Annotated in this window: 18 protein-coding genes and 1 tRNA gene; 8 read left to right on the top strand and 11 right to left on the bottom strand. The window is 61.1% G+C overall.

Going from position 1 to position 19,069, the window contains the following annotated elements:
• The first annotated feature begins 18 nt into the window (after positions 1 to 18).
• The 3 genes from HU736_RS20255 to HU736_RS20245 are packed head-to-tail and all read left to right on the top strand — an operon-like array spanning position 19 to position 3,475.
• Positions 19 to 1,197 (top strand): glycosyltransferase family 1 protein, encoded by a 1,179-nt coding sequence (locus tag HU736_RS20255; protein ID WP_186697777.1) that lies wholly within the window; start codon positions 19 to 21, stop codon positions 1,195 to 1,197.
• The gene (glf, locus tag HU736_RS20250; protein WP_103436462.1) at positions 1,185 to 2,357 is read left to right on the top strand and encodes a UDP-galactopyranose mutase; all 1,173 of its coding nucleotides are present in this window, start codon (positions 1,185 to 1,187) and stop codon (positions 2,355 to 2,357) included. Before HU736_RS20255 ends, glf begins: the two co-directional genes overlap by 13 nt.
• Complete coding sequence (locus HU736_RS20245) at positions 2,354 to 3,475, top strand: beta-glucosidase (protein ID WP_186697775.1); 1,122 nt, start codon at positions 2,354 to 2,356, stop codon at positions 3,473 to 3,475. The genes glf and HU736_RS20245 overlap by 4 nt, the downstream gene beginning before the upstream one ends.
• 105 nt (positions 3,476 to 3,580) lie before the next feature.
• On the opposite strand, the gene mqo is transcribed toward HU736_RS20245, so the two are convergent.
• On the bottom strand, positions 3,581 to 5,218 hold the full coding sequence (gene mqo, locus HU736_RS20240) for a malate dehydrogenase (quinone) (protein WP_186697773.1): 1,638 nt from the start codon (positions 5,216 to 5,218) through the stop codon (positions 3,581 to 3,583).
• A 347-nt stretch (positions 5,219 to 5,565) separates the two neighbouring features.
• A complete protein-coding gene (locus tag HU736_RS20235; RefSeq protein ID WP_101317458.1) occupies positions 5,566 to 5,757 on the bottom strand; it encodes a DUF4223 family protein in 192 nt (63 codons plus the stop codon).
• A gap of 14 nt (positions 5,758 to 5,771) precedes the next feature.
• On the opposite strand from HU736_RS20235, the gene HU736_RS20230 reads away from it, so the two are divergent.
• Complete coding sequence (locus HU736_RS20230; RefSeq protein ID WP_186697771.1) at positions 5,772 to 6,224, top strand: hypothetical protein; 453 nt, start codon at positions 5,772 to 5,774, stop codon at positions 6,222 to 6,224.
• 103 nt (positions 6,225 to 6,327) lie between these two features.
• Here HU736_RS20230 and HU736_RS20225 read toward each other — a convergent pair.
• The 5 genes from HU736_RS20225 to dapA form a co-directional block, all read right to left on the bottom strand.
• Positions 6,328 to 6,417: transfer RNA gene (locus tag HU736_RS20225), tRNA-Ser, on the bottom strand.
• Positions 6,418 to 6,509: 92 nt separating this feature from the next.
• Complete coding sequence (gene purC, locus HU736_RS20220; RefSeq protein WP_103436385.1) at positions 6,510 to 7,220, bottom strand: phosphoribosylaminoimidazolesuccinocarboxamide synthase; 711 nt, start codon at positions 7,218 to 7,220, stop codon at positions 6,510 to 6,512.
• 29 nt (positions 7,221 to 7,249) lie between these two features.
• Positions 7,250 to 8,008 (bottom strand): MBL fold metallo-hydrolase, encoded by a 759-nt coding sequence (locus tag HU736_RS20215; RefSeq protein WP_186697769.1) that lies wholly within the window; start codon positions 8,006 to 8,008, stop codon positions 7,250 to 7,252.
• Complete coding sequence (gene bamC / locus HU736_RS20210) at positions 8,009 to 9,124, bottom strand: NlpB/DapX family lipoprotein (protein ID WP_186697767.1); 1,116 nt, start codon at positions 9,122 to 9,124, stop codon at positions 8,009 to 8,011.
• A 17-nt stretch (positions 9,125 to 9,141) separates the two neighbouring features.
• Positions 9,142 to 10,020 carry a 4-hydroxy-tetrahydrodipicolinate synthase gene (gene dapA / locus HU736_RS20205; protein WP_101317450.1) on the bottom strand — a complete coding sequence of 293 codons (879 nt, stop codon included), beginning with the start codon at positions 10,018 to 10,020 and terminating at the stop codon, positions 9,142 to 9,144.
• 259 nt (positions 10,021 to 10,279) lie between these two features.
• Between dapA and HU736_RS20200 the strand changes: the two genes are divergently transcribed.
• The gene (locus tag HU736_RS20200) at positions 10,280 to 10,840 is read left to right on the top strand and encodes a glycine cleavage system transcriptional repressor (protein ID WP_101317448.1); all 561 of its coding nucleotides are present in this window, start codon (positions 10,280 to 10,282) and stop codon (positions 10,838 to 10,840) included.
• A gap of 10 nt (positions 10,841 to 10,850) precedes the next feature.
• The gene (locus HU736_RS20195) at positions 10,851 to 11,324 is read left to right on the top strand and encodes a peroxiredoxin (protein WP_103436382.1); all 474 of its coding nucleotides are present in this window, start codon (positions 10,851 to 10,853) and stop codon (positions 11,322 to 11,324) included.
• A gap of 35 nt (positions 11,325 to 11,359) precedes the next feature.
• Here HU736_RS20195 and HU736_RS20190 read toward each other — a convergent pair whose 3' ends face one another.
• Both HU736_RS20190 and HU736_RS20185 read right to left on the bottom strand, forming a co-directional pair.
• A complete protein-coding gene (locus tag HU736_RS20190) occupies positions 11,360 to 12,430 on the bottom strand; it encodes an AI-2E family transporter (RefSeq protein WP_186697765.1) in 1,071 nt (356 codons plus the stop codon).
• A 22-nt stretch (positions 12,431 to 12,452) separates the two neighbouring features.
• Positions 12,453 to 12,692, bottom strand: a complete 240-nt coding sequence (locus HU736_RS20185; RefSeq protein WP_103436380.1) for a sulfurtransferase TusA family protein — start codon at positions 12,690 to 12,692, stop codon at positions 12,453 to 12,455.
• Positions 12,693 to 12,813: 121 nt separating this feature from the next.
• Here HU736_RS20185 and HU736_RS20180 point away from each other — a divergent pair, with 121 nt between their 5' ends.
• On the top strand, positions 12,814 to 14,247 hold the full coding sequence (locus HU736_RS20180) for a M48 family metalloprotease (protein ID WP_101317440.1): 1,434 nt from the start codon (positions 12,814 to 12,816) through the stop codon (positions 14,245 to 14,247).
• A gap of 48 nt (positions 14,248 to 14,295) precedes the next feature.
• On the opposite strand, the gene nadA is transcribed toward HU736_RS20180, so the two are convergent.
• Together nadA and HU736_RS20170 are read right to left on the bottom strand one after the other, a co-directional pair.
• Positions 14,296 to 15,354, bottom strand: coding sequence for a quinolinate synthase NadA (gene nadA / locus HU736_RS20175; RefSeq protein ID WP_103436379.1), 1,059 nt, complete (start codon positions 15,352 to 15,354; stop codon positions 14,296 to 14,298).
• Between the two features lie 284 nt (positions 15,355 to 15,638).
• Entirely contained in the window at positions 15,639 to 17,156 is a 1,518-nt protein-coding gene (locus tag HU736_RS20170) for a YdgA family protein (RefSeq protein WP_186697763.1), read from the bottom strand.
• A gap of 526 nt (positions 17,157 to 17,682) precedes the next feature.
• On the opposite strand from HU736_RS20170, the gene HU736_RS20165 reads away from it, so the two are divergent.
• Positions 17,683 to 19,029 (top strand): APC family permease, encoded by a 1,347-nt coding sequence (locus tag HU736_RS20165; RefSeq protein ID WP_186697761.1) that lies wholly within the window; start codon positions 17,683 to 17,685, stop codon positions 19,027 to 19,029.
• The last annotated feature ends 40 nt before the right edge of the window (positions 19,030 to 19,069 follow it).

Genomic DNA, 19,069 nt, shown 5'->3' with positions numbered 1-19,069 from the left:
CCAGACAAGGTACTTCGCATGACTCAAATTCAGCTCGAGCCTGATCTGCAGCCGCATTCCAGCGAATTGTCGGCAGTCCCGCTACAGGCCATCGGCCTACGCCCGACCTTGCTGTGCCTGTCGCATCTGCGCTGGGGGTTTGTCTACCAACGGCCGCAACATGTGATGTCGCGGCTGGCCAAGGATTACGATGTGCTGTTTCTCGAAGAGCCGATCTTCGAGCCACAGCAAACGCCGCTGCTGCAACCACACGCGGTCAGCGACGGCTTGACCGTGCTGGTGCCGCTGCTGCCGACCGGGCTGGATGAGCAGCAGGTCATCGCGGCCCAGCGCCAGCTGCTCGACACCTGGCTGGCAGCCCACAACGGCGGCGAGCTGCTGCTGTGGTACTGGACGCCGATGAGCCTGGGGTTTACCGACCATCTGCAAGGCCAGGTGGTGATCTACGACTGCATGGACGAGCTGTCCGCGTTCAAGTTCGCACCGCCGGCCATGCTGGAAATGGAGCAACGCCTGCTCAGCCGCGCCGACGTGGTGTTTACCGGCGGCCACAGCCTGTGGGAGGCCAAGCGCGAGCACCACGCCAATGCCCACGCCATGCCCAGCAGCGTAGACATAGCGCATTTCGGTCAGGCCCGCACAGCGCTGACAGAACCTGCTGATCAGGCTGCGATTGGCCATCCACGCCTGGGCTTTTTCGGCGTGATCGACGAACGCTTCGATATCCAGTTGGTGACCGACATCGCTGAGCAGCGGCCCGACTGGCAGATCGTGCTGATCGGCCCGGTGGTCAAGATCGACCCCGAACTGCTGCCGCGGCTGGCCAATATCCACTATCTCGGCGCCAGGCAGTACGAGCAGTTGCCTGCTTACCTGGCCGGCTGGGATGTCGCCCTGATGCCCTTCGCCATCAATGAGTCGACGCGCTTCATCAGCCCCACCAAAACCCCGGAATACCTCGCCGGCGGCTGCCCGGTGGTGTCGACGCCGGTGCGTGATGTGGTCAATGGCTATGCGCACAGCGGCGTGGTCAGCATTGCCAGTAACGCGGCGGACTTTATCAGCGCCATCGACGCTGCCCTGGCCCTGCGCAAGCAGAGCGGAGTGGTCACCAAACGCGCGGATCGAGCGCTGGATGGCATGTCGTGGGACAAGACCTGCGCCGACATGAAGGAGTTGATCGAATGCCAACGATAACCCTGCAGACGGCGCTGGCGGCACAGCCCTATGACTACCTGATCGTCGGCGCAGGGTTCGCCGGCAGCGTGCTCGCCGAGCGCCTGAGTGCCGGCCTGGGCAAACGGATATTGCTGATCGACCGCCGCGAGCACATCGGCGGCAACGCCTACGACCACCTTGATGCTGCCGGGGTGCTGGTGCACCGTTACGGTCCGCATATCTTTCACACCAACGCCCAGCGTATCGTCGATTACCTCTCGCGCTTCACAGAATGGCGCCCCTACGAGCACCGCGTGCTGGCGCAGGTCGATGGGCACTTGCTGCCGATTCCGATCAACCTGACCACATTGAATATCCTCTACGCGCAGTCGATGAACGAGGCCCAGGCCGAAGCGTTTCTGGCCAGCCGTGCCGAGCCGGTGGCGACGATCCACACCTCCGAAGATGTGGTGATCAACCAGGTCGGCCGCGAACTGTACGAGAAGTTCTTCCGCGGCTACACCCGCAAGCAATGGGGCCTGGACCCGAGCGAGCTGGATAAATCGGTGACCGCGCGGGTGCCGACCCGCACCACCACCGACGACCGCTATTTCACCGATGCCTTCCAGATCATGCCGTTGCATGGCTATACGCAGATGTTCGAGCGCATGCTCGAACACCCGGCCATCGACGTGCTGCTGGCAACTGACTTCAGCACAGTGCGCGAGCTGCTGCGTTATCGCGAGCTGGTGTACTGCGGCCCTATCGATGAGTACTTCGGCCATTGTTACGGCAAGTTGCCGTATCGCTCGTTGCGCTTCCAGCACGAGACGCACGATCATGAGTGTTTCCAGCCCGTAGCCGTCGTCAATTATCCGCACCCCGCCGTGCCGTACACGCGGATCACCGAATACAAGCACCTGACCGGCCAGACGCATCCGCTGACTAGCATCAGCTATGAGTTCCCGTGCGCCGATGGCGACCCGTATTACCCCATTCCACGCCCGGAAAACGCCGAGCTGTACAAGCGTTACAGAGCCCTCGCCGATCAGACTCCTGGCGTTACTTTCCTCGGCAGGCTCGGTACCTATAAGTACTACAACATGGATCAGGTGGTCGGTCAGGCACTGGCCTTGTACCAGCGCATCGCCCGCGAAGCCGGGGTCGAGGTGGAGCAGCACGTCGCTGAGCCCGGATGAGCGGCACGGGGCTGTTCAACAGCTTCGTCATGGCCGGTTATGAATGCGCCTCGCAGCGCCGTTGCGACGGGCGTCGCCTGGATATGCAGGAGTGCACCGGCCATGCCCGCTGGGCTGAGCAGGACTACCAGCAACTCGCGGCATTGGGCATTCGCAGCGCCCGCGACGGCCTGCGCTGGCACTTGATCGAGCGCCAGCCCTATCGCTACGAATGGTCGAGCGTGGTGCCGATGATCGATGCTGCGCGGCGCCAGGACGTGCAAGTGATCTGGGATTTGTGCCATTACGGCTATCCAGACGATCTGGATATCTGGCGGCCGCTGTTCGTCGAGCGCTTCGCCCGCTTTGCCGCAGCTTTCGCCCGGTTACTGGTAGAGCGCGGCCTCGACGTGCCGTTGATTTCGCCCATCAACGAGATTTCCTTCTGGAGCTGGGCCGGTGGCGACGTAGCCTATTTCAATCCCTGTGCCCGCCATCGCGGCCTGGAACTCAAGCATCAGCTGGTCCGCGCCAGTATCGCCGCCATCGAGGCAATCCGCGAAGTTGCCCCGGCTGCGCGGTTTATTCAGGGCGACCCGCTGATCAACGTCTTGCCGCCGAGCAAACGTGCGGATGATGTCGATGCCGCCGAAGCCTATCGCCAGTCGCAGTTCGAAGCCTGGGACCTGCTCACCGGCCGCCGCTGGCCGGGCCTTGGCGGGCGTGAAGAGTACCTGGATATCATCGGCGCCAACTTCTACCCGCAGAACCAGTGGTATCACCATGGCAGCAAGATTCCGTTCGGCGACCCGCACTTTCGGCCCTTGGCAGGCATGCTGCGCGAGCTGCACCAACGCTATCAACGGCCGATTCTATTGTCCGAAACCGGCGCCGAAGACTGCGACCGCGTACCTTGGCTGCGCTACATCGCCGAGCAACTGCAGTTGGCGCAAGAACGTGGCGTCACTATCGAAGGCCTGTGCTGGTATCCGTTTCTCGACTACCCCGGCTGGGACAACGACCGCTACTGCCCCAGCGGTGTATTCGGCTATGCCGACAACCGAGGTTCGCGCGCGCCGTTTCATCCGCTGTACAGCGAACTCCAGACCGTCGCCGCACGCTTCGCTGGGCAGCCCTGACAATCCGCAAACCGCAGGCATAAAAAAACCACGAGGCAGCACCTCGTGGTTTTTTATGGGCTGGTTGCCGAAGCGGTAAATGGTTACCGCGCAGCTGAAGCCTGATTACAGCGCCATGTCGCTCGCAGGGTTGCTTTCAACTGGCTTGCTCACGGTTGTATCAGTGCCAACGCTCTGATCGATAACCGGTGGTTTTTCCAGTTGCAGCACTTCAGCGGTGTAGTCCCACTCTTTCTGCACAGCAGCAGCCGAATCGTTCAGCTTGGTGCCGTAACTTGGCACGATTTCGTGCAACTTGGCTTGCCACTCAGGCGTTGCGACCTTTTCCTTGAACACGGTTTCGAGCACGGTGAGCATGATCGGTGCCGCGGTCGAAGCGCCTGGCGAAGCGCCCAGCAGACCGGCAATGCTGCGGTCCTGCGAGGTCACGACTTCAGTACCCAGCTTGAGCACGCCGCCTTTTTCTTCGTCGCGCTTGATGATCTGCACGCGCTGACCGGCTTGCCACAAGCGCCAGTCTTCTTTCTTGGCGTTCGGGAAGTAGGTCTGCAGCGCCGCGAAACGATCATCGTCAGACAGCATCAGCTGGCCAGCGAGGTACTCGACCAGCGGATACTGATCAACACCTACCTTGGTCATCGGCCAGACGTTGTGCAGCGTGGTGCTGCTCAGCAGGTCGAGGTACGAGCCGTTCTTGAGGAACTTGGTCGAGAAGGTGGCGAACGGGCCAAACAGAATCACGCGCTTGCCATCCAGCACGCGGGTATCCAGGTGCGGTACCGACATGGGCGGCGCGCCGGTGGAGGCAATGCCGTAAGCCTTGGCCATATGCTGCATGGCCACGGTAGGGTTCTCGGTCACCAGGAACGAGCCGCCGACCGGGAAGCCTGCGTATTCCTTGGCTTCCGGGATGCCCGACTTCTGCAGCAGCTTCAGCGCGCCGCCGCCAGCACCAATGAACAGGAACTTGGCGTCGGTGGCCGACTTGCTGCCGTCCTTGAGGTTTTTGTACTCAACGTGCCAGGAGCCGTCTTCGTTACGCGTGATGTCCTGCACTTCGGTGGACAGCTTCAGGTCGAAGTTTTCCCGGGTTTGCAGGTGCTTGACGAACTGACGGGTGATCTCGCCGAAGTTGACGTCGGTGCCGAGCGGCGTCCAGGTCACGGCCAGCTTCTGCGAAGGATCTCGCCCTTCCATCATCAGCGGGACCCACTTGGCGATCTGCGCGTTGTCTTCCGAGTACTGCATCGGACGGAACAGCGGGCTGGCCTGCAGCGCGTCGTAACGCTTCTTGAGGAACTTGATGTTGTCGTCGCCCCACACGAAGCTCATGTGCGGCGTGGTGTTGATGAACGAACGCGGGTTGTTCAACACGCCCTGACGGACCTGCCACGACCAGAACTGGCGGGAGATCTGGAACGATTCGTTGATCTCGATGGCCTTGGAGATATTGACGGTGCCGTCTTTATCCATTGGCGTGTAGTTCAGCTCGGCCAGCGCAGAGTGACCGGTACCGGCGTTGTTCCAGCCGTTGGAGCTTTCTTCAGCGACGCCATCCAGGCGCTCGACCATCTCCATCGACCAGCTCGGCTCCAGCTCATTGAGCCAGACCGCCAGGGTCGAACTCATGATGCCGCCGCCAACCAGCAGCACGTCTACTTTCTTCGCTTCATCGGCGTGCGCCTGCATCAGGCTCGCCGCGACAGCCAGACCCAGCAGGGTCTTGCCAGCTTTCTTGAACATTGATCAATTCCAATCGATAGCACGTAAGGAAGGCCTAGGCAGGGCCTCGTTTATCCATGTCCTTCAGCGCGCGCTTTTTATTGATCATTGGATTCAGCAGCTTGAGAAACAGGGACGCCAGCCTAAGGTCGAATTGACCGGCCAGGGCTGAAACGTTTTTCCGATTGTAACCGAAATGCCAGCACAAACAAATTCGCAAGTGGCAGGCAAGGTGACGGGATGTCTCAGTGGCCGAATGTCGCGGGCTGGTCTTGGCCAAGTAAACGCCAGGCAACAAAAACCCCCGGCCACGTGGATGGCCGAGGGTCTTGGACGGGGCCGCGAACAGCCCCATCAACGATCTGGAATTACTGCTGCTGTGGCAGCTTGTCGATCGGGCCGCAACCGCCAATGATCTTGGAGACCGAAACCGAAGGGTGGAACAGGTAGTCGTAAGAGCAATTCTTTTGCTGGTTGTAGACCTGGCCGGTGCAACCCGACAGCAGTGCAACACCCGATACGACGGCTACAGCGACGGTAGCTTTGAACAGCTTTTTCATACTAAGTCCTTTAAATGATCATGCGCCATCGTACTGACGGCGGCGGGATCATACAGTTTCTGGGCATTGGATCCAAGTCAAATACCGTGTTAGTGAACTTAGTGAGGCTTGAGCGACATCTGGCGAGCAAACGAAAAGGCCTAACGCTTCTGACGCTAACCTACACCAATAAAACCAATCTCAACATATCGAATTCACACAGTTTGCATTCTTGTAATCCCTTTCCGAACCGTAATCTTGAACCTGCCCAGCCGTTGACGGCGCAGCAGCCAATGCCGACCAGCATCAGCAGAGCTGATCGCGGTCTTTTATGCAACGGGGGTAAGCCAGTGGTTCAAACGGCGATTTTCATGCAAGTAAAAAAGCAACTAAATTTACTGATTCAAGTCACGCATACGCGGCATATTAGTTTGGTGCATGAGAGCAAGCAGGGCTCACTAGCGAAGGTCTTCTCATACCACTTATGAAAATGAAATCAGCAAAGACGGTAACACCATACCTGCGCACATTTCAGACAACGCAAAAAACAAAAAACCCCGCAGACTTTCATCTGCGGGGCTTTTCGATGTATGGCGGAGAGATAGGGATTTGAACCCTAGGTACTGTTGCCAGTACAACGGATTTCGAATCCGTCCCGTTCGACCACTCCGGCATCTCTCCAATGGCGCGCATCATACCAGCGATTTCGTAAAAGGCAAACCTTTATCTGAAAAAAATTCGCGTGGTATCAAACGCTTGCGTCACAGCCGGCCTTACAGCGGCACGCCCAGACGCTTGGCAACTTCTTCGTAGGCTTCGATCACGTCGCCCAGACCCTGGCGGAAGCGGTCCTTGTCCATCTTCTTACGGGTTTCTTTGTCCCACAGGCGGCAGCCGTCCGGGCTGAACTCGTCGCCGAGGACGATCTGGCCGTGGAATACGCCGAATTCGAGCTTGAAGTCGACCAGCAGCAGGCCGGCGTCATCGAACAGCTTGTTCAGCACTTCGTTGACCTTGAGCGACAGCTTCTTCATCTCGACCAGCTGCTCGGCGGTGCCCCAGCCGAAAGCCACAACGTGGGATTCGTTTATGAACGGGTCGCCCTTTTCGTCGTTCTTGAGGAACAGTTCGAAGGTCGATGGTTCGAGCTTGATGCCCTCTTCCACGCCCAGACGCTTGACCAGGCTGCCGGCGGCGTAGTTACGCACGACGCACTCAACCGGGATCATGTCGAGCTTCTTCACCAGGCACTCGTTGTCGCCCAGCAGCTTGTCGAACTGAGTCGGGATGCCGGCTTCTTCAAGCTTTTGCATGATGAAGGCGTTGAACTTGTTGTTCACCGTGCCTTTGCGGTCGAGCTGTTCGATGCGCTTGCCGTCGAACGCCGAGGTGTCGTTACGAAACAGCAGGATCAAGCGGTCGGCGTCGTCGGTCTTGTAAACCGATTTGGCCTTGCCGCGGTAGAGTTCGTCGCGTTTTTCCATGATGGGCTCCGCTTGCTTGAGTTGGTGGGCTAGGCGATTTCGCGCCAGTCGAGCCCATGTTCCTGATTCGCCACTTGCAGCCAGTCCGGGTCGCACCCTAGGGCGTCGACAAAGCACTGACGGGCCAGCTGTGGCAGGTTGTTCTTGCTGCTGAGATGCGCCAGCACCAGGTGTTGCAGGTGCTGCCAGCCCAGCTCGGCCACTAGGTTGGCGGCCTGGTGGTTGTTCAAATGTCCTTGGCTGCCGCCTACGCGCAACTTCAGGAAGTGCGGGTAGTGACCGCGGGCAAGCAAGTCGCGGCAATGGTTGGCTTCGATCAGCAGGGCATCCAGCCCTTGATAGCGCTCCAGCAGCCGGGCGTCGTAGCAGCCCAGGTCGGTGAGCATGCCGAAGCGCCGGCGACCATCGCTGACCACGTACTGCAGCGGCTCATGGGCGTCGTGCTCGACCCGCGCCGCGCTGACCTGCAGCGCGCCGATGCTGATGCTGTCACCACAACCCAGAAAACCGGCGACCTCGACCGGCTTGCGCAAGCCGCGCAAGGTGCCCTGGCTGAGGTAGACCGGTACATTGTAGCGCCGCGACAGCAAACCCACGCCATGCACGTGGTCGGCATGTTCGTGGGTGACCAGCACCGCGCTCAGCTGTGCTGGCGAGACCCCGAGCAGCGCCAGGCGCCGCTCTGTTTCCCGCAGGGAAAACCCGCAATCGACCAGGATGTACGTGTCACCACTGGCGATCAGCGTGCCGTTGCCCTGGCTGCCGCTTCCAAGTACTGCGAAGCGCACTTAACCCAAACGGTCCTGAATGGCGCTCAGCACGCGGCGGGCGACATCGGCCGGGGCCACGGTGTTGATGTTTTTCTCGACCGTTACCTGCACGCTCTCGCCAACCTTGCTCAGGCGTACCTGATAACGCTCGGCGCGCTCTTCACGCTCTTCCTGGGTCGGCTCGCTGCCGAACAGGCGGCTGAAGAAGCCGGGCTGGTTGTTCTTGTCTTCGGGTTTCTCGGACAAGTTGATGTAGTACAGGCCCAGGCTGCGGTTGATGTCTTCAACGCGCCATTCGCCCTGCTCCAGCGCACGGCCGACGCCAGACCAGGCGCGGTCGAGGTCGGAACCGACGTTGAGCACCGGGTTGCCGCTGCCGTCTTCGCTCAGGCTGACCCGGCTCGGGGCATCGAAGTCGCGCTCAGCCAGCAGCGAAACCGAACCGCCCTTCTCGGCGCTACGGTTCATGCTGGCGAGCATCTCGTCGACCAGCAGCGCATCGACGCCGGTGTTGGTCGAGTTGCTCGGGAAATCGGTTTGGGCAGTGCTGCCAGCCGGACGCTCGACGCTGACCACGAACACCTCGGAGGTGTTGCGCTGCACGCCGGGTTCCATGCGTACGCGAACACGTACTTCACTCTCGGCGCTGCTGGCCGAGCTGGCCAGGCGCTGGCCAAGCGAAGCCGACAGTTCGTCGAAGCGCTGCCAGGTGGTGGTGAATTCGCCGGTCTGCGGGCGCTCTTCAGCGATGCGGAAGCCGTTGTCTTCAAAGAACTGATGCGCCACCGGCCAGGTTTCGGCAGGCGAACGCTGGGCCAGCACCCAACGGCTGTTACCGCTGCGCTGCAGGGTAAAGTCGCTGATGTCGGCAGCAGCCGACAGCGGCTGCGGACGCGGCACTTCGTATTCGCCAGTGGCGGTGTCGTCGGCAACGTTACGCGGGATCGGCAACAGCGGATCGAGGCGTTTGACGTTGGCCACGTCTGCCGGCAGCTGCATCGGCGCGGTCGGTTGCGCCTGCAGGTAATCGCTACCGCGGTCGCGGAAATAACCCTCGTCGCCCCACAGCCAGCCGCAGCCGCTGGTGCTGGAAATGATCAGGGCAAGGGCGGATAGACCAGCCAATCGCTTCATGCGGTGTACTTCCTCGATTAAACCAGTACGCCGGACTTGCTCAAGGCAGTACGGACTTTTTCGTGACAGTTCTCGCTCAGCCAGGTCAGTGGCAGGCGAATGCCTTTGTGCATCAGGCCCATTTCCACGAGCGCCCACTTCACCGGAATCGGGTTGGCTTCGCAGAACAGGTCTTTGTGCAGCGGCATCAGTTGTTCGTTGATTGCGCGGGCCTTGTCGGCATCGCCGGCCAGCGCGGCCTCGCACAGATCGGCCATTTCGCGCGGGGCGACGTTGGCGGTAACGGAGATATTGCCCTTGCCGCCAAGCAGGATCAGCTCGACCGCGGTCGGATCATCACCCGACAGCACGATGAAGTCGCTGCTGACGCCATCGAGGATGGCCTTGGCCCGGACCAGGTCGCCGGTGGCTTCCTTGATACCGATGATGTTCGGCACGGTGGACAGACGGATCACGGTCTCGGCCTGCATGTCGCAGGAGGTGCGGCCGGGCACGTTGTACAGAATCTGCGGGATGTCGACCGACTCGGCGATCAGTTTGAAGTGCTGATACAGGCCTTCCTGGGTCGGCTTGTTGTAGTACGGCACCACCAGCAGGCAGGCGTCGGCACCGGCGTTCTTGGCGTTCTGGGTCAGGTGCACGGCTTCGGAGGTGGAGTTGGCACCGGTGCCGGCAATGACCGGAATACGGCCGTTGACACGCTTGACTACAAATTCGATGACCTGGATGTGCTCTTCGACATCGAGGGTTGCCGACTCGCCGGTGGTACCGACGGCGACGATCGCATGAGTGCCTTTTTCCAGGTGGAAGTCTACAAGCTTGCCGAGGCTGTCCCAGTCCAGACGCCCTTGTGCATCCATGGGAGTGACCAGTGCCACCATACTGCCCGCAATCATGTAACTGCTCCTGCCGGAAAAAGAGAGCGGTAATGGTACTGGCGCCATCGGCCTTGCACAAGCAAAGCTGGCGGGCGGAGCATTCCCCTCGGCGCTGCTTTTCGCTACCCTTGATCCTTTGATCAGTGCAGAGCGGCCCGCCGGGCCGTCGACAGTGCCTCCCGCGGGTGTCTACAGCCGCTGCAATCGGCTCAGAACCTCGTGTAATGGAGGCTGTCCCAGGTCCTGCACCGACCGCTCATCGTTTTAGGAATGCTGCATGTCCACCCCCACAGTCCGCGAACAATTCCTTGTCATCAGTGCCCTGGGCCCCAATCCCATGGAGCTGGCCAACGTTCTCAGCCGCGCCGCCGTCGACAATCGTTGCGCGGTAGTCACCTCGCGCCTGTCGCGCCACGGCGAAACCAGCGCCTTGGTGTTGCAGGTCGGTGGCAGCTGGGATGCCCTTGCCCGTCTTGAAGCCACCCTGCCAGGCCTGGGCAAGAAGCACGGCCTGACCCTTGATGTGGTGCGCAGCGCCGATCAGGAAGTGCGCCCGCAGGCCCTGCCTTATGTGGCCTATGTCAGCGCCGCCTATCGCCCGGACATCATCAACGAGCTGTGCCAGTTCTTCCTCGACCACAACGTCGAGCTCGAAGCCATGACCTGCGATACCTATCTGGCGCCGCAGACCGGCAGCAGCATGCTCAACGCCCAGTTCACCGTGGTACTGCCGGCTGGCACCCAGATCAGCTGGCTGCGCGATCAGTTCCTGGACTTTGCCGATGCACTGAATCTGGATGCCCTGATCGAACCATGGCGCCCTCAAAACCCGGTGTAAGGAGCCTCACATGGCGGTAACCCTCGATCAACCTGTCGCCGACTTCCAGGCCCAGGCCACCAGCGGCCAGAGCGTCAGCCTGGCTGAGCTCAAAGGCAAGCAGGTGGTGCTGTATTTCTACCCCAAGGACAGCACCCCCGGCTGCACCACTCAGGGCCAGGGCTTTCGCGATCAACTCGACGCGTTTGCCGCGGCCAACACCGTGGTGTTCGGCGTCTCGCGTGACGGCCTGAAGTCGCACGAGAACTTCAAGGCCAAGCAAGGCTTCACCTTCGAGCTGATCAGCGACAAGGACGAGGCGCTCTGCCAACTGTTCGACGTGATCAAGCTGAAGAAGCTCTACGGCAAGGAATACATGGGTGTTGACCGCAGCACCTTCCTGATCGACAAGGACGGTGTTCTGCGTCAGGAATGGCGCGGCGTGAAAGTGCCAGGCCATGTCGATGCCGTGCTTGCAGCGGCTCAGGCCCTGAACAAGGGCTGAAACGATCGGGGCCGCATTGCGCGGCCCCGATTTCGTTACAGCAGTGGCGCCACCGGCGGTTCCTGACGTGGCCAGGCATCCAGCACGGCCTTGAACAGGGTCGCCAGCGGGATGGCGAAGAAGATCCCCCAGAAGCCCCACAGCCCGCCAAACAGCAGCACCGCGCAGATGATCGCGACTGGATGCAGGCTGACCGCCTCAGAGAACAGCAACGGCACCAGCACGTTGCCGTCCAGCGCCTGAATGATCGCGTATACCGCCATCAGGTAGATGAACTGATCGCCCCAGCCCCACTGGAACAGCGCGATCAAGGTGACCGGCACGGTGACCACCACCGCCCCCACGTACGGCACCACCACCGACAGCCCGACCAACAGCGCCAGCAGCGCGGCGTAGTTGAGCCCCAGGCTGATGAAGGCGATGTAGGTGGAGATCCCGCAGATGAGAATCTCGATGCCCTTGCCGCGAATGTAATTGGCGATCTGCCGGTTCATCTCGTCACCGACCCGGGTCAGCAGCCTGCGTTCACGCGGCAAGTAGCCGCTGACCCAGCGCCCGATCAACTCGCGGTCCTTGAGGAAGAAGAACACCAGAATCGGCACCAGCACCAGGTAGATCATGGCGCTGACCAGCAGCGGCAGGCTCGACAGCGAGAAGGTCAGCGCCCATTGGCCAAACTTGCCGATCTCACCGCGCACCGATTCGATGGCGCGCAGCACCTGCTCGTCAGAGACCAGATGCGGATAGCGCTCAGGCAGCAGCAACAGCAGCGACTGCCATTTACCGAGCATTCCCGGCAGCTCGTTCAACAGGGTGATCAACTGGTGCCAGAGCAGCGGCACCAGCACCAGCAGGAACACCCCCAGCGCGCCCATGAACAAGGCGAACACCAGCCCCACGGCAACGCCACTGGGCACCCGCATCCGCTCCAGGGCGTTGACCAGGCCCTGCATCAGATACGCCAAGACCATCCCCGCCAGCACCGGCGCGAGCATGCCGCCGAGGGTGAGCACGGCAGTAAAGGCCAGAACCAGCAGGACTGTCAGGACTACGGCTTCTTCATCGGAGAAGTAGCGCTGCATCCAGTCACGAAGCACTTTGAACATTGACGATCCTTGGGCGGAGTACTCAGGCCTTGCGCAGCCAGTAGGTATACACGCCGGCTTCGGCGCTTTGTTGCAGCAGGCTATGACCGGACAAACGGGCGAAAGTGCTGAAGTCGCGCTGCGAGCCGGCGTCGGTGGAAATCACCTTGAGCACTGCGCCCGCTGCCATCTGGTTAAGCTGCATTTTTGCCTTGAGCAGCGGCAATGGGCAGTTCAGCCCGCTGGCATCGACTTCGGCGTCGCAGGTCAGGGTATCGATCATCCAAGGGGCTCCTGGCGGTGGCAACGGTGCATGGCAGACAAGCCTGGTAGGATACCGCCACTGGTCGCCAAGGTGTGAGCGGGCTACAGTACGGGTCTTTGATCCGACGCGAGCTTCGTGCATGAATCTACTGCGCCCTACCCTGCTGACGCTGGCCTGCCTGATGGCCCTGCCCGGGCATGCCGATGACCTGCCGTCGCTGGGCGATGCCAGTTCTGCAATCGTTTCTCCGCAGCAAGAACATGAACTCGGCCGCGCCTGGCTCAGCCTGCTGCGCGGGCAAGTGCGCCAGCTGAATGATCCGCAGCTCAAGGACTACGTCGAAACCAGCGTCTATCGCCTGGCCGAGACCAGCCAGCTGCAGGACCGCCGGTTGGAATTCGTGCTTATCGACAGCCGCGAGCTGAACGCCTTCGCGGCTCCCGGGGGAATTGTCGGGGTCAACGGCGGGCTGTTCCTCAATGCCCAGACTGAAGGTGAATACGCCTCGGTACTGGCCCACGAACTGGCCCACTTGTCGCAACGCCACTTTGCCCGAGGGATAGAAGCTCAGCAGCGCATGCAGGTGCCGATGATGGCCGCACTGTTGGCCGGCATCGTACTGGCAGCCGGTGGTGGCGGCGATGCCGGTATTGGTCTGATTGCCGGCACCCAGGCAGCGGCGATTCAGGAGCAACGGCGCTTCTCGCGGCAGAACGAGCAGGAAGCCGACCGCATCGGCATCCAGAACCTGGAAAAAGCCGGCTTCGACCCACGCACCATGCCGAGCATGTTCGAGCGCCTGGCCCGGCAGTACCGCTACGGCGCCAAGCCGCCGGAGTTTCTCCTGACTCACCCGGTGACCGAATCGCGTATCGCCGACACCCGTAACCGCGCCGAACAGATGCCCAAAGGCGGCGTCGAGGACAGCCTGCGTTATCAGCTGATTCGCGCCCGCGTCGCCTTGACCTACGAAGGTACGCCAGGGCTTGCGGCCAAGCGCTTCCGCGATCAACTCGCGGATGACCCCAAGCTGGATGCTGCCCGCTACGGCCTTGCCTTGGCGCAGATCAAGGGCGGCAGCCTCAACGAAGCGCGGGACAACCTCAAGCAACTGCTGGCCAAGGCGCCCAACGACATCACCTACAACCTGGCGCAGATCGACCTGGAGATCACCAACAATCGCCTGGCCGACGCGCAGCAGCGGGTCGAGCGGCTACGCAGCCTGTATCCGAACAATTATCCGCTGCAGCAGGCGCGCGCCGACTTGTTGATCAAGCAGGGCAAGCCGGCTGAGGCTGAGAAAGTGCTGGATGACCTGGTCAAGAAGCGCCCGGACGACCCGGACGTCTGGTACGAAGTGGCTGAAGTGCGCGGGCTGTCGGGCAATACCATTGGCCTGCACCGGGCACGCGCCGAGTACTTCACGCTGGTCGGTGATTTTGACCAGGCAGTGCAGCAGCTCGACTTCGCCAAACGCCGCGCGGGCAGCAACTTCCCGCTGGCGTCGCAGATCGACGCCCGTCAGCGGCAGATTCTCGAGCAGCAGCGGATGGTCAAGGACATGATGCGTTAAGCAGCGTTCAGGCGGCGCCGGTTTGTCCGGCGTCGCCCAAGCTGCGGATCAGGCGTTGCCGGACAACTTCAGGCGGGCCGCCTGAGTGAAGTCGAGCATGCGATTGAGCGGTTTGATCGCGCGCGGGATCAAGGCGGGGTCGACTAGGATCTCGTTGCTGCCGGTACGCAGGCAGTCGAGGGTGCGCTCGAGGGTATTCATCGCCATCCACGGGCAGTGCGCACAGCTGCGGCAGGCGGCGCCATTGCCCGCGGTAGGCGCGGCGACAAAGACCTTGTCCGGGCACAACTGCTGCATCTTGTAGAAGATGCCGCTGTCGGTGGCGACGATGAAGGTCTTGTTCGGCAGTGTCTGCGCCGCCTTGATCAGCTGGCTGGTCGAGCCTACCGCATCGGCCAGTTCGATCACCGACTCAGGCGACTCCGGGTGGACCAGAATTGCCGCATCCGGATGCAGCGCTTTCATGTCGGCGAGCTGGCGCGACTTGAACTCCTCATGGACGATGCAGGCACCGTCCCACAGCAGCATGTCGGCGCCGGTCTTCTTCTGGATATAGCGGCCCAGGTGCTGGTCCGGCCCCCAGATGATTTTTTCGCCGTTATCCATCAGGGTTTCGACGATTTCCAGCGCGCAACTGGAGGTCACTACCCAGTCGGCACGTGCCTTGACCGCAGCCGACGTGTTGGCATACACCACCACGGTTCGCTCGGGGTGCTTGTCACAAAACGCCGAAAACTCTTCTACTGGACAACCCAGGTCGAGCGAGCAGGTCGCTTCCAAGGTTGGCATCAGGATGCGTTTTTCCGGGGTGAGGATCTTTGCCGTTTCGCCCATGAAGCGCACGCCGGCGACAATCACGGTGTCGGCCGGGTGGTTCTTGCCGAAGCGGGCCATTTCCAGCGAGTCGGAAACACAGCCGCCGGTTTCTTCGGCCAAGGCCTGGATTACCGGGTCACAATAGAAATGCGCAACCAGCACAGCATTCTGGGCCTTGAGCTCGGCAGCGATGGCCGCACGGTATTCGGCCTCCTGCGCGGGCGTCAGGGGATGGGGTTGCTTGGCATCAAGGTGAGCTTGAACCAACAGCCGTTCGGAAATCTGGGTCATGATCGCTGGACCTGCGGGCGCGCGTGCGCGTCAGTCAAGAGTATCACCGAGCCCTGGCAGTCAGGCTAATGACGCCGGACGGCCAGACAGGCCATCACGGCCTTCTGCGGGCGCGGATTATTATCGCGCCGAAGGCTACAGCCAATCAGGTCTTTGCAAAAGCGATTTCTGCGCGTGCCAATCAGGCCAACGTAACTGGCCCGACGGCGCGCAAGCACTGCCACCTGCGGGACCGAGCGAGCGCGGGCTTGCCCCGCCATCACTACAGCCCCGCCAGCAAAACGTCAGCCCTGCGGCGACAGCGCCGCCAGGTGCGCAGCGAAGATCATGGCGAACTCTTCGACGGTCATTTTCTTGCCGTTGAAGTCGACCATGCCATCGGCGTAGTGCAGGTTGGACACGACGTTGTCGCCCTTGACCGTGGCCATGCCGCTCTGCAGCGCCATCATGCCGAGCATTTCACCGGCCTGACTGGACTGCTGGGCAATCGCCTGAGGGTCGGTCTGGCCTTCGAGCAGGGCCTGCAAGGCAGTGAGGTCGCCGACCATCGGCTTGGACACCAGCAGTTCGCCGTTGAGCTGGCTGATCAGTTGCTTGGCCAGTTGATCAGGCGGCAGGTCGAACGAGCTCGGCGCGGCGAAGTCCAGCGCCAGCTTGAAGTGACTCTGGCCATTGGCAGTCTTGAACGACAACTCCTCCAGGGCCAGCTTTGGTTTGGCGGCAAGCATCTTCTGCAGGTCTGCCTGAACCTTGACCTTCTCTTCCTCGCTCATGTTGAACGACGGCATTGGCTCGCCAGCAGCAGTGGCCGCTTGCATGGCCTGCACCTCAGGCAGCTTGGTCTGGTACCACTCGGCCAGCGACTGCAGGGCCGGTACGTCGACCGAGTTCATGGTCACGACCATCTTGCCGCTGCCGACGGCGCGGTTGGCGTAGTTGATGTCGCCAACCTTGTACGCGATTCGCGCACCGATCTTGTCAGCACCTTCGGCGGTGTACAGGTTGGTTTGCTCCAGGTCTTTGAGCAGCATCACTTCCTGCTTTGGCCCAAGCACAGCCTCCAGTTGGCCAAGCAGAACATCGACGTTGCCGACATAGACCATGTCGTGGTCGGTGCTGGCCAGGTTGCCGCCTACCTTGAACTTGTCCAGGGTGAAGGTCGCTGGCGGATGGTCTGCACCCACCAGTTTCATCTGCAGACGATCAGCGTTGGCGTGAATCTTCACAGCCTTGCCTTCACGGTCGCCGCTGAGCAACACCTGCATGCCGGAGAAGTCGACGCTGTTGCCGTCTACCTCATTGAGCTTGATCGGCGCAAAGCGAACATCGCTGTCGATGTGACCGCCATAACCGACATCGACATTGGCGGTGATCGGCGATTGCTCGCCCGCAGCGCTGTACCACTTGGCTGTGGCTTCGTCCTTGTCGAGCACGCTGTTGCTCGAGACCATCACCGGCATCAGTTTCAGCGCCTTGACCCGCGACCACGGGAATGGCCCGTGCTCAAGCTGATCAGTGATGCCGACATCGAAGTTCAGCGCCTGGCCTTCGCCCAACCACACATCCTTGGCCTTGAGCCGGTAGTGCGCGGTGCTGCTGTACAGGTGCTGCTCCAGCGATGTCAGTTCCAGGCTCATGCTGCCGCCGGTACCGGCAGTGGCCTTGAGCAGTTCTTCGTTGGCACGAGTGACCGAAGCCTGCAACTCGGCGGGCAGTTGCTTGCCGGTGTACCAAGCGCCAGCGGTGGCTGCGATGGCGATGGCGACGGCCAGGCCGGAGAGAATGCCTACTGATTTCTTCATGAATTGAACCGATTGCTTTCCATAAGGGGGGACTGGGTGCGACACCGTCGCGCTGGGCACGAAGGGTACCACTGACGCCTGTCGGATGCGCCGGGCTCAGCCGGCAAAAATTTGCTGAAGATGTGTTTGGCAATCAGTGATCGTAAATTTTTACGGACATTAAAATCCGCCTTTGAATGAATATTCGCACTTACCTTGGGGCGCAAGCGGCAAAAACCCGATAAAATCTCGATTTCAGTTACATTCTGTCATGTTTAACTTGACACCCCACCCCGCATCGTTCTTTATTTTAACCACCTCGCTTCAGCGCCTAACAACGAAGAACAACCGCAGCGCGCTTACTCGCCCCACAAGGGACTCTGCGCGCCTTGAACTTCGCTGCGGCACTGTCAGCCATGCCACAGGCGCCTCGCATGCGCCCGCCCTCGCTCCGACATAAAGGTGAACAACATGGAGCTCATCCGCACGACCTGGCTGTGCCCGCCTGCCCACTCGCCCACCGTTCAGACTCAGGAGCATCGCGCGCATGCAGCCTGAACCAAGCAACAGCGGCCAGTTCCGCAAATCGCTGCGCCTGTGGCATGTGGTGATCATCGGTCTGGCTTACCTGACGCCGATGACCGTCTTCGACACCTTTGGCATCGTTTCCGGGATTACTGCCGGGCATGTGCCCAGTGCCTACATCCTGGCGCTGCTGGGCGTGCTGTTCACCGCGGTGAGCTACGGCACGCTGGTACGGCGTTTTCCGCAGTCTGGCTCGGCATACACCTACACCCAGCGGGCGATCAATCCACACGTGGGTTTTCTGGTTGGCTGGTCATCGCTGCTTGATTACCTGCTGCTGCCAATGGTCAACGCCCTGCTGGCCAAGTTGTACCTGTCGGCGATGTTTCCGGAGGTGCCGCAGTGGATCTGGGTGGCCGGCTTCGTCACCCTGATCAGCCTGGTCAACATGCGCAGCGTCAACCTGGTGGCCCACTTCAATGCTCTGTTCGTTGCCGTGCAGGTGGCAATCATCAGTGTGTTCATCTACCTCTGCGCACGTGGCCTTGAGCATGGCGAGGGCCTGGGCACGGCCTGGAGCCTGATCCCGTTTGTCGACCCACAGGTGCAGTTCAGCGCGCTGGCCGCCGGTGCGACCATTCTGTGCTTCTCGTTCCTGGGTTTCGATGCGGTGACCTGCCTGTCGGAAGAAACTCGCGATCCGGGCAAGACCATTCCGCGGGCGATCTTCCTCACCGCCTTGATCGGCGGTGTGGTGTTCATTCTTGTGTCCTACTTCATCCAGGCCTATTTCCCGACCATGCAGCGCTTCCATGACCAGGAAGCGGCGCTGCCGGAAATCGCCCTGTATGTCGGTGGCAAGTTGTTCCAGTCGGTGTTTATCGCCTGCACGGTGATCAACACCATCGCCTCGGGCCTAGCCTCGCAGACCAGCGTGTCACGGCTGCTGTATGTGATGGGCCGCGACGGGGTGATCCCGACTCGGGTATTCGCCCGCCTGCACCCTCGTTACAAGACGCCGGTGCTGAACATTGCCGTGGTCGGCCTGGTGGCATTGTCCGCGATCTTCTTTGATCTGGTCACAGCCACCTCGGTGATCAACTTCGGCGCATTGGTTGCGTTCAGCTTCGTCAATCTGGCGGTGATCAACCACTGCTACCTGCGCGAGAAGGGTCGCAAGAGCCTGGCCCAGACCTTCAAGTATCTGGTGCTGCCGACCATTGGCTTTTGCATCATCGTCTCGCTGTGGCTGGACCTGAATCAGCACTCGCTGCTGTTTGGCGGCGCCTGGGCACTGGCCGGGCTGATCTACCTCGGCTGGCTGACCAAGGCGTTTCGCATCGCGCCGCCCAACTGTATCGCTGACTGAGCCTCCCCCACCGACGCCCGCTTGATGCGGGCGTCGCTCT

This window comes from Pseudomonas shirazensis (assembly GCF_014268785.2).
Taxonomy (GTDB): domain Bacteria; phylum Pseudomonadota; class Gammaproteobacteria; order Pseudomonadales; family Pseudomonadaceae; genus Aquipseudomonas; species Aquipseudomonas shirazensis.
The sequence above is the reverse complement of the archived record's forward strand: the minus strand, read 5'-3'. Positions and strand labels throughout refer to the sequence as shown.

Bases quoted from the DNA above. Each gene is read 5' to 3' on its own strand.
- HU736_RS20255 (WP_186697777.1), top strand. From the start codon at position 19: ATGACTCAAATTCAGCTCGAGCCTGATCTGCAGCCGCATTCCAGCGAA.
- glf (WP_103436462.1), top strand. From the start codon at position 1,185: ATGCCAACGATAACCCTGCAGACGGCGCTGGCGGCACAGCCCTATGAC.
- HU736_RS20245 (WP_186697775.1), top strand. From the start codon at position 2,354: ATGAGCGGCACGGGGCTGTTCAACAGCTTCGTCATGGCCGGTTATGAA.
- mqo (WP_186697773.1), bottom strand. From the start codon at position 5,218: ATGTTCAAGAAAGCTGGCAAGACCCTGCTGGGTCTGGCTGTCGCGGCG.
- HU736_RS20235 (WP_101317458.1), bottom strand. From the start codon at position 5,757: ATGAAAAAGCTGTTCAAAGCTACCGTCGCTGTAGCCGTCGTATCGGGT.
- HU736_RS20230 (WP_186697771.1), top strand. From the start codon at position 5,772: ATGATCATGCGCCATCGTACTGACGGCGGCGGGATCATACAGTTTCTG.
- purC (WP_103436385.1), bottom strand. From the start codon at position 7,220: ATGGAAAAACGCGACGAACTCTACCGCGGCAAGGCCAAATCGGTTTAC.
- bamC (WP_186697767.1), bottom strand. From the start codon at position 9,124: ATGAAGCGATTGGCTGGTCTATCCGCCCTTGCCCTGATCATTTCCAGC.
- dapA (WP_101317450.1), bottom strand. From the start codon at position 10,020: ATGATTGCGGGCAGTATGGTGGCACTGGTCACTCCCATGGATGCACAA.
- HU736_RS20200 (WP_101317448.1), top strand. From the start codon at position 10,280: ATGTCCACCCCCACAGTCCGCGAACAATTCCTTGTCATCAGTGCCCTG.
- HU736_RS20195 (WP_103436382.1), top strand. From the start codon at position 10,851: ATGGCGGTAACCCTCGATCAACCTGTCGCCGACTTCCAGGCCCAGGCC.
- HU736_RS20190 (WP_186697765.1), bottom strand. From the start codon at position 12,430: ATGTTCAAAGTGCTTCGTGACTGGATGCAGCGCTACTTCTCCGATGAA.
- HU736_RS20185 (WP_103436380.1), bottom strand. From the start codon at position 12,692: ATGATCGATACCCTGACCTGCGACGCCGAAGTCGATGCCAGCGGGCTG.
- HU736_RS20180 (WP_101317440.1), top strand. From the start codon at position 12,814: ATGAATCTACTGCGCCCTACCCTGCTGACGCTGGCCTGCCTGATGGCC.
- nadA (WP_103436379.1), bottom strand. From the start codon at position 15,354: ATGACCCAGATTTCCGAACGGCTGTTGGTTCAAGCTCACCTTGATGCC.
- HU736_RS20170 (WP_186697763.1), bottom strand. From the start codon at position 17,156: ATGAAGAAATCAGTAGGCATTCTCTCCGGCCTGGCCGTCGCCATCGCC.
- HU736_RS20165 (WP_186697761.1), top strand. From the start codon at position 17,683: ATGCAGCCTGAACCAAGCAACAGCGGCCAGTTCCGCAAATCGCTGCGC.